16 protein-coding genes are annotated in these 13350 nt (G+C 73.2%); 4 read left to right on the top strand and 12 right to left on the bottom strand.

The genetic code is table 11. The features are described from left to right. Window positions 1-3: 3 nt before the first annotated feature. A complete protein-coding gene (gene hppD / locus ACYVKX_RS18160) occupies window positions 4-1197 on the bottom strand; it encodes a 4-hydroxyphenylpyruvate dioxygenase (protein WP_460835084.1) in 1194 nt (397 codons plus the stop codon). A gap of 81 nt (window positions 1198-1278) precedes the next feature. Here hppD and ACYVKX_RS18155 point away from each other — a divergent pair, with 81 nt between their 5' ends. The 3 genes from ACYVKX_RS18155 to ACYVKX_RS18145 are packed head-to-tail and all read left to right on the top strand — an operon-like array spanning window position 1279 to window position 3743. After that, a complete protein-coding gene (locus ACYVKX_RS18155) occupies window positions 1279-1743 on the top strand; it encodes an Lrp/AsnC family transcriptional regulator (protein WP_460835083.1) in 465 nt (154 codons plus the stop codon). A gap of 51 nt (window positions 1744-1794) precedes the next feature. Further along, window positions 1795-2103, top strand: a complete 309-nt coding sequence (locus ACYVKX_RS18150) for an ArsR/SmtB family transcription factor (protein ID WP_460835082.1) — start codon at window positions 1795-1797, stop codon at window positions 2101-2103. Beyond that, window positions 2100-3743, top strand: a complete 1644-nt coding sequence (locus ACYVKX_RS18145; RefSeq protein WP_460835081.1) for a SulP family inorganic anion transporter — start codon at window positions 2100-2102, stop codon at window positions 3741-3743. The genes ACYVKX_RS18150 and ACYVKX_RS18145 overlap by 4 nt, the downstream gene beginning before the upstream one ends. On the opposite strand, the gene ACYVKX_RS18140 is transcribed toward ACYVKX_RS18145, so the two are convergent. The 5 genes from ACYVKX_RS18140 to ACYVKX_RS18120 all read right to left on the bottom strand — a co-directional run bounded on the left by ACYVKX_RS18140 (window position 3740) and on the right by ACYVKX_RS18120 (window position 7759). Further along, window positions 3740-4372 (bottom strand): IclR family transcriptional regulator, encoded by a 633-nt coding sequence (locus tag ACYVKX_RS18140; RefSeq protein ID WP_460835080.1) that lies wholly within the window; start codon window positions 4370-4372, stop codon window positions 3740-3742. The two genes, ACYVKX_RS18145 and ACYVKX_RS18140, sit on opposite strands and share 4 nt — an antisense overlap. A gap of 20 nt (window positions 4373-4392) precedes the next feature. Then, a complete protein-coding gene (locus tag ACYVKX_RS18135; RefSeq protein WP_460835079.1) occupies window positions 4393-6186 on the bottom strand; it encodes a DEAD/DEAH box helicase in 1794 nt (597 codons plus the stop codon). Beyond that, window positions 6183-6434: a DUF3039 domain-containing protein gene (locus ACYVKX_RS18130; RefSeq protein ID WP_460835130.1), complete on the bottom strand. Its 252-nt coding sequence runs from the start codon at window positions 6432-6434 to the stop codon at window positions 6183-6185. The genes ACYVKX_RS18135 and ACYVKX_RS18130 overlap by 4 nt, the downstream gene beginning before the upstream one ends. Before the next feature lie 171 nt (window positions 6435-6605). Continuing rightward, a complete protein-coding gene (locus tag ACYVKX_RS18125) occupies window positions 6606-7163 on the bottom strand; it encodes a YqgE/AlgH family protein (protein ID WP_460835078.1) in 558 nt (185 codons plus the stop codon). Between the two features lie 41 nt (window positions 7164-7204). After that, complete coding sequence (locus ACYVKX_RS18120) at window positions 7205-7759, bottom strand: hypothetical protein (protein WP_460835077.1); 555 nt, start codon at window positions 7757-7759, stop codon at window positions 7205-7207. A 134-nt stretch (window positions 7760-7893) separates the two neighbouring features. Between ACYVKX_RS18120 and ACYVKX_RS18115 the strand changes: the two genes are divergently transcribed. After that, window positions 7894-8589, top strand: a complete 696-nt coding sequence (locus tag ACYVKX_RS18115; RefSeq protein WP_460835076.1) for a TetR/AcrR family transcriptional regulator — start codon at window positions 7894-7896, stop codon at window positions 8587-8589. Here ACYVKX_RS18115 and ACYVKX_RS18110 read toward each other — a convergent pair. From ACYVKX_RS18110 to ACYVKX_RS18085, 6 genes are all read right to left on the bottom strand, one after another. Next, on the bottom strand, window positions 8573-9565 hold the full coding sequence (locus ACYVKX_RS18110) for a DUF3048 domain-containing protein (protein ID WP_460835075.1): 993 nt from the start codon (window positions 9563-9565) through the stop codon (window positions 8573-8575). The two genes, ACYVKX_RS18115 and ACYVKX_RS18110, sit on opposite strands and share 17 nt — an antisense overlap. Window positions 9566-9694: 129 nt before the next feature. Continuing rightward, window positions 9695-10462: an SDR family NAD(P)-dependent oxidoreductase gene (locus ACYVKX_RS18105; protein WP_460835074.1), complete on the bottom strand. Its 768-nt coding sequence runs from the start codon at window positions 10460-10462 to the stop codon at window positions 9695-9697. Window positions 10463-10592: 130 nt separating this feature from the next. Then, a complete protein-coding gene (locus ACYVKX_RS18100) occupies window positions 10593-10964 on the bottom strand; it encodes a DUF5615 family PIN-like protein (RefSeq protein ID WP_460835073.1) in 372 nt (123 codons plus the stop codon). Further along, on the bottom strand, window positions 10961-11191 hold the full coding sequence (locus ACYVKX_RS18095) for a DUF433 domain-containing protein (protein ID WP_460835072.1): 231 nt from the start codon (window positions 11189-11191) through the stop codon (window positions 10961-10963). Before ACYVKX_RS18095 ends, ACYVKX_RS18100 begins: the two co-directional genes overlap by 4 nt. Before the next feature lie 276 nt (window positions 11192-11467). Beyond that, window positions 11468-11890 carry an HIT family protein gene (locus ACYVKX_RS18090; protein WP_460835071.1) on the bottom strand — a complete coding sequence of 141 codons (423 nt, stop codon included), beginning with the start codon at window positions 11888-11890 and terminating at the stop codon, window positions 11468-11470. A gap of 58 nt (window positions 11891-11948) precedes the next feature. Next, the gene (locus tag ACYVKX_RS18085) at window positions 11949-13337 is read right to left on the bottom strand and encodes a M15 family metallopeptidase (protein ID WP_460835070.1); all 1389 of its coding nucleotides are present in this window, start codon (window positions 13335-13337) and stop codon (window positions 11949-11951) included. Between the last annotated feature and the right edge of the window lie 13 nt (window positions 13338-13350).

The raw sequence follows: 13350 nt of genomic DNA, 5'->3' as shown, positions 1-13350 counted from the left end.
AGATCAGAGGTTCCCGCGCAGCTCCTGCTCCCGCTCGATGGCCTCGAACAGCGCCTTGAAGTTCCCCTTGCCGAAGCCCAGCGAGCCGTGCCGCTCGATGAACTCGTAGAACACGGTGGGCCGGTCGCCCATGGGCTTGGTGAAGATCTGCAGCAGATAGCCGTCCTCGTCGCGGTCGACGAGGATCCCGCGCCGCTTCAGCTCCTCGATCGGGACCCGCACCTCGCCGATCCGGGCGCGCAGCTGCGGGTCGTCGTAGTAGGAGTCGGGAGTGTCGAGGAACTCGATGCCGTTGTCGCGCAGGATGTCGACGCTGCGCAGGATGTCGTTGGTCGCCAGCGCGATGTGCTGGCAGCCGGCACCGTCGTAGAACTCGAGGTACTCGTCGATCTGCGACCTCTTCTTCGCGATCGCGGGCTCGTTGAGCGGGAACTTCACCCGGTGGTTGCCGCTCGCGACCACCTTGGACATCAGCGCCGAGTAGTCGGTGGCGATGTCGTCGCCGATGAACTCGGCCATGTTCGTGAAGCCGAGCACCCTGTTGTAGAACGCCACCCACTCGTCCATCCGGCCGAGCTCGACGTTGCCGACGCAGTGGTCGATGGCCTGGAAGAGGCGCTTCGCGTGCCCCTCCCGCCGGGCCACGGTCGTGGCCGCCGCGACGTAGCCGGGCAGGTACGGGCCGTCGTACCTCGATCGGTCGATCAGGGTGTGGCGGGTCTCGCCGTACGTCGCGATGGCGGCGATCCGCACCGTGCCGTGCTCGTCGGACTCGTCGTGCGGCTCGACCAGGACGGTCGCGCCCTGGGCGCGGGCGTGGTCGATGCACTTGTCGACGTCGGGCACCTCCATCGCGAGGTCGACGACGCCGTCGCCGTGCCTGCGGTGATGGTCGAGCAGCGGGCTGTCCGGCGTGACGCCGCCGGTGAAGACGAAGCGGGCGCTGCCGGAGCGCAGCACGAAGGACTTCGAGTCGCGGCAGCCGGTCTCGGGGCCGCGGTAGGCCTCGAGCTCCATGCCGAGCGCGAGCTGGTAGAACGTCGCGGCCTGGGTGGCGTTGCCGACCACGAAGCACACCGCGTCCTGGGCGGTCACCGGGAACGGGTCGTTGGCGGCGTCGTACTCCACCAGCCCGACCAGCTCCCTGAGCTGCTCGAGGGTGAGGTCGGCCTTGAGCTCGTCGGGCGTCAGCGTCATGCGGCGAGCCTGTCGCCGTGCGACACTCTGTGCAACCGAACGGCGAAATGCTGTGCAATGTGTCCAGCGACAGGAGCGATCGTGGACGATCTCGACGGCAGATTGATCGAGCTGTTCGCCGCCGACCCCCGCCTCGGCGTGCTCGAGGCGTCCCGCCGGCTCGGCGTCGCCCGCGGGACCGTGCAGGCGCGGCTGGACAGGCTCACCGCGACCGGTGTGATCACCGGCTGGGGACCCGACCTCTCCCCCGCGGCGCTGGGCTTCCCGGTCACCGCGTTCTTGACCCTCGAGATCCGCCAGGAGGCCAGCCAGGGCGGGCACGACGCGGTCGGCGGCCATCTCGCCGCGATCCCCGAGGTGCTGGAGGTCCACACGATCACCGGCGCCGGCGACCTGTGGGCGCGCGTGGTCGCGCGGTCGAACGCCGACCTCCAGCGCGTCATCGACCGGGTGCTCGAGCACCCGGCGATCGTGCGGTCCGCGACGGTGATCGCGCTGGCGACCCAGGTGCCCTACCGGGTGCTGCCCCTGGCCCGGAGCCGATGAGCCCGGGCCCGGCAATATGAAGACATCTTCACATGTTGTAGAGTTCAAGCCGTGAGCGTCCCTCTCTACCAGGCCAAGGCGGAGTTCTTCCGGACGCTCGGGCACCCCGCGCGCATCCGGATCCTCGAGCTGCTCTCCGAGCGCGACCACGCCGTGCACGAGCTGTTGGAGCAGATCGACATCGAGCCGAGCAACCTCTCCCAGCAGCTCGCCGTGCTGCGGCGTACGTCGCTGGTCGTCTCTCAGCGGCAGGGCGGCGAGGTGATCTACTCGGTGAGCGTGCCTGAGGTCCGCGACCTGCTGCTGGCCGCCCGGCAGATCCTCGGCGGCCTGGTGCACGTCGACGCCGCGCCGAGGTGAGCGTCGCGACCCGCGCCGCGAGCCTGCTGCCGCGGCGATCGGACTGGACGCGCGCCGACCTGCGGCGCGACCCGGTGGCCGGCCTGATGGTCGGCCTGGTGGCGCTGCCGCTCGCGCTCGGGTTCGGGGTCAGCTCCGGCCTCGGGGCCGCGGCCGGCCTGGTGACCGCGATCGTGGCGGGGGCGCTCGCGGCGGTGTTCGGCGGCAGCCGGGTGCAGGTCAGCGGCCCGACCGGCGCGATGACCGTCGTCCTCGTGCCGATCGTGGCGTCCCAGGGCGCGGACGGGGTGCTGGTCGTGGGCCTGCTCGCCGGCCTGATCCTGGTCGTCCTCGGCTGGGCCGGCGCGGGGCGGTTCATCCGGTACGTCCCGGTGCCGGTGGTGGAGGGCTTCACGATCGGCATCGCCGCGATCATCGCCCTCCAGCAGCTGCCGGCGGCGCTCGGCGTCGACGCGGAGGCCGAGAAGGTGGTCGTGCTCGCCGCGCGGTCGGCCGAGGCGTGGGTGCGCGATCCGCGGTGGGTCGCGCCCGTCATGACCGCAGCGGTGGTGGTCGCGATCCTGGCCGTCGGGCGGCTCCGGCCGACGCTTCCGGGGGCGCTCCTCGCGGTAGTCGCGGCGACCGCGGCCAACTCCCTGCTCGGCCTGGGGGCGAGCCCGGTCGGCCACATCCCGAGCGGGCTGCCGGCGCCGCAGCTGCCGACCGTGCCGCTCTCGGAGCTCGACGCGCTGGTGCTGCCGGCGATCGCCGTCGCGGCGCTCGCGGCGCTGGAGAGCCTGCTCTCGGCCACCGTCGCCGACGGCATGAGCGTCGGCCAGCGCCACGACCCCGACCGCGAGCTGGTCGGCCAGGGGCTCGCCAACCTCGGCGCACCGCTCTTCGGCGGCATCCCGGCGACCGCCGCGATCGCCCGCACCGCCGTCAACGTGCGCTCCGGCGCCACGTCGCGGCTCGCGGCGCTGACCCACGCCGTCGTACTGCTGCTCGTCGTGCTGGTCGCCGCCCGCTGGGTCGGCGAGATCCCGCTCGCCGCCCTGGCCGGCGTCCTGATCGCCACGGCGGGCCAGATGGTGCGCGTCTCCAGCGTGTCCGCGCTGGTGCGGTCCACCCGCGGCGACGCCGCGGTGCTCGCCGTCACCGCCGTCGCGACGCTCGCCTTCGACCTGGTGACCGCCGTGATCGTCGGGCTGCTGCTGGCCGGGTTCGTCGCGATCCGCCAGACCGCGCAGACGGCCCGGGTCGAGGAGATGCCGCTGGACGGCGAGGCCGAGGACCGCACGGCCGAGGAGCAGGCGCTGCTCGACGACCACGTCGTGGCCTACCGGCTCGAGGGCCCGCTGTTCTTCGCCGCCGCCCACGACTTCCTGCTCGAGCTGTCCGACGTCAGCGACGTCCGGGTCGTGATCCTGCGCATGTCGCACGTCACGACCCTCGACGCGACCGGCGCGCACGTGCTCGCCGACACCGTCAGCCGGCTGGAGGGCCGCGGGATCACGGTGCTCCTGTCCGGCGTACGGCCCGAGCACGAGCGGGTGCTGCGCGAGCTCGGCGTCCACGACCGGCTCGCCCACGAGCGGCACCTGTTCGCCAGTACGCCGGAGGCGATCGCGCACGCCCGCCAGCACGCCTCCCAGGGTTAGCTCAGCCGCGCCGCGACCTGGGCCGCGGCGGCGAGGACCTGCGGGGCGATCTCGGCGACGTCGATGTCGGCCAGCGTCACGATGCCGACGCTCGCGGCCAGCCCCTCGACCCCGCGCACCGGCGCGGCGAGCCCGCGGGCGCCGGCCTGGAGCTCGCCGGTCGTCAGGGAGTACGGCGCACCGTCCTCGCGCCCGAGCAGGATCGCCCGGCCGGCGGCGCCCCGGTCCAGCGGGTGGCGCGAGCCGACCCGGTAGCCGACGTGGAAGTCGGTCCACGAGGGCTCGACCACCGCGAGCGCCAGCGCCTCCTCGCCGTCCGCGACGGTCAGGTGCGCGGTGCAGCCGACCGACTCGGCCAGGTCGCGCAGCACGGGTACGGCGAGGTCGCGGACCACCGGCTGCACGGCCGAGGCCAGGTGCAGCACGCCGAGGCCGACGTGCAGCCGGCCGCGCGGGTCGCGGCGCACCAGCGCGTGCTGCTCGAGCGTGCTCACCAGCCGGTAGACGACCGTGCGGTTGACCTCCAGCCGGGCCGCGAGCTCGGTCACGGTCAGCCCGTCGGAGGACGACGCGAGCACGTCGAGGACGCGCAGTCCCCGGTCCAGCGTCTGCGAGGTCTCGGCCGACACGGGGTCGAGTCTAGGGACGCCTACGAGGTCTTGCGCAGCGCCCACTCGCGGATCCGGTCGATCCGGTCGCGCAGCTGCTCGGCCGTGGCGACCGCGGCGGCCGGCCCGCCGCACTCCTGGCGCAGCGCCGCGTGGGTGATGCCGTGGGCCTGGCCGGTGCGGTGGTGCCAGGCGGCGACCAGCCCGTTCAGCTCGCGGCGCAGCACCGCGAGCTGCTCGTGCGTGGTCATCTCTACGAGCGCGTCCGCGGCCTCCTCGGCGCGGCCCGCCCGCTGCTTCCTGGCCCGATCGCTCTGCCGGGTCTGCAGCAGCTCGCGCACCTGGTCGGGCTCGAGCAGCCCGGGGATGCCGAGGAAGTCCATCTCCTCCTCCGACCCCACGTGCACCTCGCCGGAGTGGCCGAACGTGGCCCCGTCGTAGAGCACCCGGTCGAAGCGCGCCTCCGAGCCGAGCGCCTCGAAGGAGAGCTCCAGCTCCGCCGACGCCCCCTCGGCAGCGTTCGCCCGCGCCAGCAGGTCGCTCTCGTCGGAGATCCTCCGGCCGAGCACGTGGTCGCGCTGCGCCTCCATCTCCGAGGCGAAGCCGAGCAGGCTCGGCACCGACGGCAGGAACACCGACGCGGTCTCGCCCCGGTTGCGGGCGCGCACGAAGCGGCCGACCGCCTGGGCGAAGAACAGCGGCGTCGAGGTGGTGGTCGCGTAGACGCCGACCGCGAGGCGCGGGACGTCGACGCCCTCGGACACCATCCGGACCGCGACCATCCACCGCCGGTCGCTCGCGGTGAACTCCGAGATCCGCCTGGACGCGAGCTTCTCGTCGGACAGCACGACGGTCGCCGTCTCGCCCGAGATCCGCCTGAGCAGCTTGGCGTAGGCGCGCGCGGAGTCCTGGTCGCTCGCGATCACGAGGCCGCCGGCGTCGGGGACATGGCGGCGTACCTCGGAGAGCCGCTTGTCGGCGGCGGCCAGCACCGCCGGCATCCACGAGCCGGTCGGGTCGAGCGCGGTGCGCAGCGCCTGCGCGGTCAGGTCCCTGGTGAGCGGCTCGCCCAGGCGCGCCGCGATCTCGTCGCCGGCGCGGGTGCGCCACTGCATCTCGCCGGAGTACGCCAGGAACAGCACCGGCCGGACGACGTGGTCGGCCAGCGCATGGGCGTAGCCGTAGGTGAAGTCCGCGACCGAGCGCGGCACGCCGGCCGGGTCGTCGGGCGCGGGGGCGTAGGTGACGAACGGGATCGGGTTGACGTCCGAGCGGAACGGCGTACCCGTCAGCGCCAGCCGACGGGTCGCCGGCTCGAACGCCTCGCGCACGCCCTCGCCCCACGACAGCGCGTCGCCGGCGTGGTGCACCTCGTCGAGGATCACCAGCGTCTTGAACCGCTCGGTGCGGATCCGCATCGCCAGCGGGTTGACCGCGACGCCGGCGTAGGTGACCGCGATCCCGACGTAGTCGCCGGAGGTCTTGCCCTTGCCGGCGGCGTACGTCGGATCGATCGGCATGCCGGCGCGGGCGGCCGCCTCGGCCCATTGCAGCTTGAGGTGCTCGGTCGGCGCGACGACCGTGACCCGGTCGACGATCCGGCGGCCGAGCAGCTCGGAGGCGACCGAGAGCGCGAAGGTCGTCTTGCCGGCGCCCGGCGTCGCGACCGCGAGGAAGTCGCGCGGGTGGGCGTCGAAGTACCTCTTCATGGCGGCCGCCTGCCACGCACGCAGTGACGTCGCCGTCCCCCAGGCGGCGCGCTCCGGCCAGGCCGGACTGAGTCGACCGCCGAGGGGCGCGTTGGGCTGGGGGTCGGCCTCGGGCCGGCCCGTCACTCGTTCTTGCCCGAGTCGTCGTTGAGCGACTCCCAGACCTCTTTGCACTCAGGGCACACGGGGAACTTCTCCGGGGCGCGGCTGGGCACCCAGACCTTGCCGCAGAGGGCGACGACGGGGGTGCCCATCACCATCGCCTCGGTGAGCTTGTCCTTCTCCACGTAGTGGGAGAACCGATCGTGGTCACCCTCGTCGGTCGGGACGGTACGCCGATCCTCGCGGACGTCCGTGTCTGTCGAGAAGCCGATCGTGGTCACGTCGCCCACTGTAGTTCAGGGCCCGCCGCCCGATCCGCCGACTCGGCGCAAGTTGCCCGGGCTGAGACGCCGAGTCGGCGCAAGTTGCCCGGGCTGTCCACAGGTGGCGGGCAAGACGCGCCGACTCGCACCCCACCAGCGGGCAAGACGCGCCGAGTCGGGTCAGTTGAGGTCGGGGTCGAGGGACCGGGTCGAGTGCCAGGCGAGGTCGCCCGGCTGGCGGCGCAGTACGTCGCGCCACAGGTCGCGCGGGTCGACCCGGAACACGTCGGGGAGCTGCGCGGGCACGACGTACCAGCTCCCCTCGGCGATCTCCCCGACCAGCTGCTCGGCGCCCCAGCCGGCGTAGCCGGCGAAGATGCGGACCCCCTCGAGGCTGCCCTCGAGCAGCTCGACCGGGGTGTCGAGGTCGAGCAGGCCGAGCCGGCCCTCGACCGCGCGGAACCCGACCGGCACGTCGTCCTCGGCGCGCAGCGTCGCGACCGCGAGCGCCCCCTCGGTGCTGACCGGTCCCCCGCGGAAGAGGACCTCGGGCTCGGCGACCACCTCGCCCCAGTCCCGGAGCACGTCGGAGACCGGGATCCCCGACGGCCGGTTGAGCACGACCCCGAGCGCGCCCTGGTGGTCGACGTCGAGCAGGAGCACGACGGTGTCGACGAAGTTCGGGTCGACGAGCGCGGGCGTCGCCACCAGGAGCATCCCGGCACGCACCTCGGTCATGTCCCCATCATGCGCCAGACCAGGCGACAGACCGGGCAGTCTCAGGCGGCGAGGGCGGCCTTGAGCCGGGCCAGCAGGCGGGGCTGCTCGGCCGACCGCCGGGCACGGCGGGCGCCGGACTGGCCTACCGGCTGGCGCACGGGGCGGTACGTCGCGCGGGCGCCGGCCTCGATGGCCGCGCCGACGCGCACCGCGGTGTCGTCGGAGGCGCTGGCCCGGCCGGCCATCATGGCCAGCAGGATCCGCTCCTTGGCGGCGGACCTGGCCATCGCGTCGGCGACGGCGGCGTCCCGGGGCTCGGCGCGCTCGCGGTCGATGATCGCGCGGACGCCGGGGAGCTCGTCCGCGGTGGCGTGCCAGGCGGCGACGACGGCGCCCTCGAGATCCATCGGCTGGCGCATCAGCTCGCGCTCGATCCGCCCGGAGAGCCGGGTGTGCCAGCGCAGCTGGAGGGCGCCCAGCAGGGCGAGCTCGTCCTCGAACGCCTCGGTGGCGCCCGCGACGTCGAGCGGGAGGAGGCCGTCGCGGCGCTCGTCGGCCGCGGCGATGACGTCGCGGAGGATCTCTCCGCGGGAGTGGAAGGACTTCCAGGTCATGGCGTCTCCTTCGGGGTGAGACCTACATACCGTAAGTACGTACCCACGGTACGTAGTCATACTCGCGGTATGCAAGCCGGGCGCCGGTGATCGCGGTCACCCGTACCGACGGTCGGTATTAGGCTGCCGGGACTATGAGCAAGTCGACGGTCTCCAAGCTCGTGCCCAAGGTGCCCGGCGTCCCGGGCGCGGGCCGCCGGCAGCAGTACTCCGCGTCGACCAAGCGCGCACTGGTCGACGTCGCCGAGGAGCTGTTCACCGAGGGCGGGTACGCCGCCACCTCGCTCGACGCGATCGTCGCGGGCGCCCGGGTCACCAAGGGCGCGCTCTACCACCACTTCAGCGGCAAGCAGGCGCTGTTCGAGGCCGTCTTCGAGCGGGTCGAGGACGACGCCGCGCGCGCCATCCAGAAGGCGCTCAAGGGCCACCGGGACCCGTGGGAGAAGGCCACCGCGGGCCTGCGCGCGTTCCTCGCGGTCGTGCAGGAGGCGCGCTACCGCCGGATCGTGATCCAGGAGGGTCCGTCGGTCCTCGGCTACGAGCGGTTCCGCGAGCAGGAGGAGCGCTCGACGTTCGCGAACGTCCTCGAGATCGTGAGATCGGTGCTCGCCGCCGGCCAGTGGGAGCTCGACGAGGACCTCCAGCAGACCTTCGCCCGGATCTTCTTCGGCGCGATGTCGTCGGCCGGCGAGTCGGTCTCCGGTGCCGAGGATCCCGAGGTGGCGGCCGCCAACGTGGAGACCGCGATCGGGTTCATCCTCGCCGGCTTCCGGGCCCTCGCCGAGAACGGCACCGAGCTGACCGGCGCGGACGTCACCTCTGGAACGTGACGTCCCCGGTCGCTGCCGGCACCAGCTCGATCCACACCCTGCCGGTCGGGACGGTCAGCTTGCCCGCCTTCGTCGACAGCCTGATCGGCTGGTCGAGCCCGCCCTTCTGCCAGGTGCCCCGCACCAGCCGGCCGTTGTTGAAGATCATCGCCGCGCCCTTGCCCTCGAGCTTGGTCTCCGGCACCGGGTTGCCCGCCGGGTCGAGGTAGCCCGCGTCGCCGACCTGGACCCGCAGCACCAAGATGGTGTCGGCCGGGAACTGGTCGTCCTCGGCAGCGTAGGAGTTCTCGTTGACGTAGCCCTTGCCGTCGAAGGTCCAGCTCGTGGTGTGGCCACTGCCGAAGGACGCCGCGATCGTCTTCGCGGGCTGGCCCGACGGCAGGTCCTCCGCGGTGCCCCAGGGCAGGTAGTCGGCGGGCCGGGCCGGGTCCTGCTCGGCGGTCTGCGCGATCGTCGTCAGGTCGGCGAAGAGGTTGTACGGCGCGCTGCGGGAGCTGTCGCGGGCGATGCCGCCGGCGCCCTCGGCGTAGAAGTCGATGCCGGCGCCCTTGATCCGGCCGATGGTCACGCCGGCGGCGCCGCTGGTGACGATCGAGGCGTCGGCCGGGGAGACGATGCCGATGTCGCTGGCGCGCATCGAGCGGACCGGTCCGACCGAGGTCGGCAGGTCGGAGTAGTAGAACGCCGCGAGCCGGGTCAGCCCGCCCTCGACCAGCTCCTCGACGACCAGGTCGGCCGAGCCGAGTCCGATCTGCGGTGCGCTGGACGGCGTGTTGTCCATCTTGGTGACCAGCACCGGATAGGACTGCGCGGCGCTGGCGTCGCCCTCGACCGGCAGGCCGGTCGTCGGCCAGGTCGAGGCGAGCTCGTCGGCGCCGGCGACCTGCTGGGCGGCCGGCGAGTCCGCGCCCGACGAGTCGCCGCCTCCCCCGCACCCGGCGAGCACCAGGCTCGCGGCCACGACGAGGGCTGCCACAGGGCGGACACCGGGGAGGTGGGCACGGCGCACGGGATCGCTCCGTTTCGGGATTCTCAAGTGTTTCGGTCGACTTCCAGTGTGCCGGCCTCCGCCGCCCGGAGCGGGGAGGCGCGCCCGCGAGTCCGCTTACCCGAGCTTGGCGCCGCCGTCGACGTACAGCGTCTGTCCGGTGATGTACGACGCCTCGTCGCTGCACAGGAACGCGGCCGCGGCGGCGATGTCCTCGGGGTGGCCGACGCGGCGGACCGGGTTGTGCTCGGCGTTCATCTCGCGCAGCTGCTCGGGCTCCATCTTGAGTCGGCGGGCGGTCGCGTCGGTCATCTCGGTCGCGATGAAGCCCGGGGCGATCGCGTTGACGTTGACGCCGAACGGGCCGAGCTCGATGCCGAGGGTGCGGGTGAGGCCCTGGATGCCCATCTTCGCGGCGGAGTAGTTGGCCTGGCCGCGGTTGCCGAGGGCGGAGACGCTCGACAGGTTGAGGATCTTGCCGTACTTCTGGGCGACGAAGTGCCTCTGGGCCGCCCTGGTCATGAGGAACGCACCGCGCAGGTGCACGTTCATCACCAGGTCCCAGTCCTCGTCGGTCATCTTGAACAGCAGGTTGTCGCGCGTGACGCCGGCGTTGTTGACCAGGACGTGGATCCCGCCGAGCTCGGCGACCACGCGCTCGACGGCCGCCTCGGCCGACGCGGCGTCGCTGACGTCGCAGCCGATGCCGACCGACTTCGCGCCGTCGACCAGCGGGAGCCGCGCGGCCGCCTCCGCGGCGCTCGCCTCGTCGAGGTCGAGGATCGCGACCGACGCGCCCTCCTCGGCGAACCGGGTGGCCGTGCCGAACCCGATGCCGCGCGCGGCCCCGGTGACGACGGCGATCCGTCCGTCATAACGCCCCATCCGTGTGGCTCCTGTCTCGCTGTTCGGGCCGGTCAGCACGACACGATAGATGAGGGCTTCCCGGGGGCTGCGCGGCGGTCGTCGGTGAGGAGTGAGCAACGACCGGCGCGTGTGCTGCAGCCGGTTCGCGTCAACTTCCCGGCAGGATCGGCAGGGGCCGAATCCTCACGTCGTCGTCACCGATGACAACGACGGCTCCCATGGCGAGGTCCTCGGCAACCGGCGGGAGGTTCGCCAGCAGCAGCGTCGCGAGCTCCTCCGTCGTTCGTCCCGTCTGGCGACGGAGGAGCAGGACCGACGGTCCGACGGCGCGGGTGGTGGCCAGGATCCGACCGAAGTCGGTGTCCGCCGAGACCAGCACCCGCCCGTCACGCGCTGCTCGGGCAAGCACGACCTCGTCGCGCGCGGACTGGAGCTCGAGCATCCGAACGTGCTCGACATCATGGCCGGGCAGGAGGCCCACGAGTCGGGGCGAGAGGTTGTTGTCGAGGAGGAGCCTCACGCGGGCGCCCGCAGCGGGACGTGCCGTTCGCGCGTCAGCTCCGCCGCGTAGCGAAGCGCCTCCGCGATGTCCTCCGCTTCGAGGTCAGGCAGGTCGAGCACGATCTGCTCGACCGTCATGCCGTCGGCGACCATCGCGACGACGGTGGCAACCGGGATGCGGAGTCCGCGCAGCGTCGGGACACCGCCCATGACGGCAGGGTCGACGGTGATGCGGGTGAACTCCATGCGGAGAGTCTAGATCGGTGGCGCTTCAGCAGGAGGGAGCCTCCAGCGATACGAGGCGGCTGGCCCCACGACCTGCGCTGTTGTGGCAGTCGGAGCGCGGCGGGCGCCGTCATTCCGGCGCAATTGCGCCGGAATGGCAGCCGGGACGGGGCGAGCACTGCCATAACAGCGCAATTGCGCCGAGATGGCAGTGGGGACAGCCCAGGCACTGCCACCACGACCAGCCCGTACGACCAGCCCGCACGACCAGCCCGCACGACCTCCCCGCGCGGCCGGTCAGCCGAGGACGGCGCGCAACCGGGCGGCGTACTCGGCCGACTCGCCGTCGGCGTACCTGGTGCGCGGCCAGAAGAACCCGCGCAGGCCGTCGCCCTGGGTGCGCGGCACCACATGGAGGTGCAGGTGCGGGACCGACTGGCTGACGACGTTGTTCATCGCGACGAAGCTGCCCTGCGCGCCGAGGCCCTCCACCACCGCGGCCGCGAGCCGCTGCGCGGCCTCGAGGAAGCCGTCGCGCAGGCCGGCTGGCAGGTCGGGCAGCGTGACGACGTGCTCGCGCGGCACCAGCAGGACGTGGCCCTTGAAGACCGGACGGCGGTCGAGGAAGGCGAGGTACGCCGGCTCGTCGAGCACCACGTCCGCGGCCAGCTCGCCCGCGACGATCCGGCAGAAGACGCAGCCGCCGTCGGGGTCAGCCACGCTTCCGGCCGCTCTCGCCGACCACGACGCCGACCAGGAGGGTGAGCATGCTCGGACGTTAGTCGCAGTACCGGTCGCACGCACGCGGCGCGACCGTGGCGCGGGCCCGGCTGCCGACGTAGTCGAAGTGCTGGGTGTCGCCGTTGCCGTAGGTCCAGCGGAGCCCGTGCCGCGCCATCAGCCGCACCACCGGGTGCGAGCGCGAGCGCCACGCGACCCGCGGGTGGGAGCGGCGCTGCCACCAGGTGTTCGGGACCAGGCCGCGCGCCGAGCGGTAGGGGTTCTCCCAGGTGTTCACGTCGAGCGAGCGGCCGTAGCTGTGCGGCGAGCGGACGCCGGGGCGGCCGGTGACGTCGCGGCAGTTGAACGCCGAGGTGTTGCCGGCCGCCATCGACGCGTAGTCGTCGCCGCCGCGGGATCGAGCGCCCCAACCGAACCGGTCGACGCGGTACATCGCGCGGATCGGGAGCCTGCGCTGGTACATCTCGGCGAACGCCGACGCCAGCGCGCTCGCGGCACCGGTGGCCGCGACCAGCTCGCCGCGCCGCTGGTAGCCGCGGTAGTCCCAGTAGTTCACGCGCACCAGCCGCAGCCCGTCGCGGCCGACCGGGCAGCCGCGGCGCCAGCTGATGCCGGCCATGCGGGTCCAGATCCGGTCGGGGAGCCGGGCGATGACCGGGTTGGCGCCCCTGCCGACCGCCCGCGGCTGGTCCGGGAGCGCGCGGCGCGGGTGGGGCGCGGACCTGGGGAGCCGGACCGGTCGGCCCGGCGGCACGTTGTCGATGCGCCGCACCGTGCTCACGGCGCCCTCCACCCACGCCATCCGCACCGCCCGGGCTCGCCAGCGCGAGTCGACGCGCGGCCGGGTCGTGAGGGCGGCGCGGCCGTCGGCGTCGGTGCGCACGGTGCGCTCCGGCCTCCACGGACCGCCGGCGAGCGAGCGCATCACCCGGACCGTGCCCGCGATCGGTACGCCGCCGCGCGTGGTCCACCGCACCCGCACCTGCACGCTCCGGCCGTCCTGCACCCGCCTCGCCGCGTCGATGCCGACCACACTGCCCCGGCGCTCGAGCCGGATCCGGACCTGACGGGTCACCGCGGCGTACTGCTCGTCGCCGGCGTAGCTGGCACGCACCGTGTTCTCGCCGACCGACCGGCTGAGCCGCACCTGCTGGGCGGCCCGGCCGTCGGCGTCGGTCGTCACCGTGCCGAGCGGGACCCAGGCGCCGCCCTGACGACGCTCGAGCTCGACGGCGGCACCGGCGATCGGCTCGCCGGCGCCGCTGCCGAGCCGGATCCGCAGGGTGGTCTCGCTGTCGGCGTACGCCGGCGAGCCGGTCAGCTCGAGCTCGGTGCCCGCGGCACTCGCGGCGCCGGCGACCGCCAACCCGCCCGTGAGCAGTGCGAGCAGCGAGATCGGCACAGCCAGGCGCAGCCCGAGCGACATGGCTGGAGTGTGC

Source organism: Nocardioides hungaricus (genome assembly GCF_054782915.1).
Note: the sequence above shows the minus strand (reverse complement) of the source record. Positions and strands in the feature narration are given on the sequence as shown.

Excerpts from the sequence above, each read along its gene's own strand:
- ACYVKX_RS18095 (WP_460835072.1), bottom strand. The coding sequence starts at position 11,191 with ATGGAGTTCACCCGCATCACCGTCGACCCTGCCGTCATGGGCGGTGTC.
- ACYVKX_RS18120 (WP_460835077.1), bottom strand. The coding sequence starts at position 7,759 with ATGACCTGGAAGTCCTTCCACTCCCGCGGAGAGATCCTCCGCGACGTC.
- ACYVKX_RS18115 (WP_460835076.1), top strand. The coding sequence starts at position 7,894 with ATGAGCAAGTCGACGGTCTCCAAGCTCGTGCCCAAGGTGCCCGGCGTC.
- ACYVKX_RS18085 (WP_460835070.1), bottom strand. The coding sequence starts at position 13,337 with ATGTCGCTCGGGCTGCGCCTGGCTGTGCCGATCTCGCTGCTCGCACTG.
- ACYVKX_RS18105 (WP_460835074.1), bottom strand. The coding sequence starts at position 10,462 with ATGGGGCGTTATGACGGACGGATCGCCGTCGTCACCGGGGCCGCGCGC.
- ACYVKX_RS18125 (WP_460835078.1), bottom strand. The coding sequence starts at position 7,163 with ATGACCGAGGTGCGTGCCGGGATGCTCCTGGTGGCGACGCCCGCGCTC.
- hppD (WP_460835084.1), bottom strand. The coding sequence starts at position 1,197 with ATGACGCTGACGCCCGACGAGCTCAAGGCCGACCTCACCCTCGAGCAG.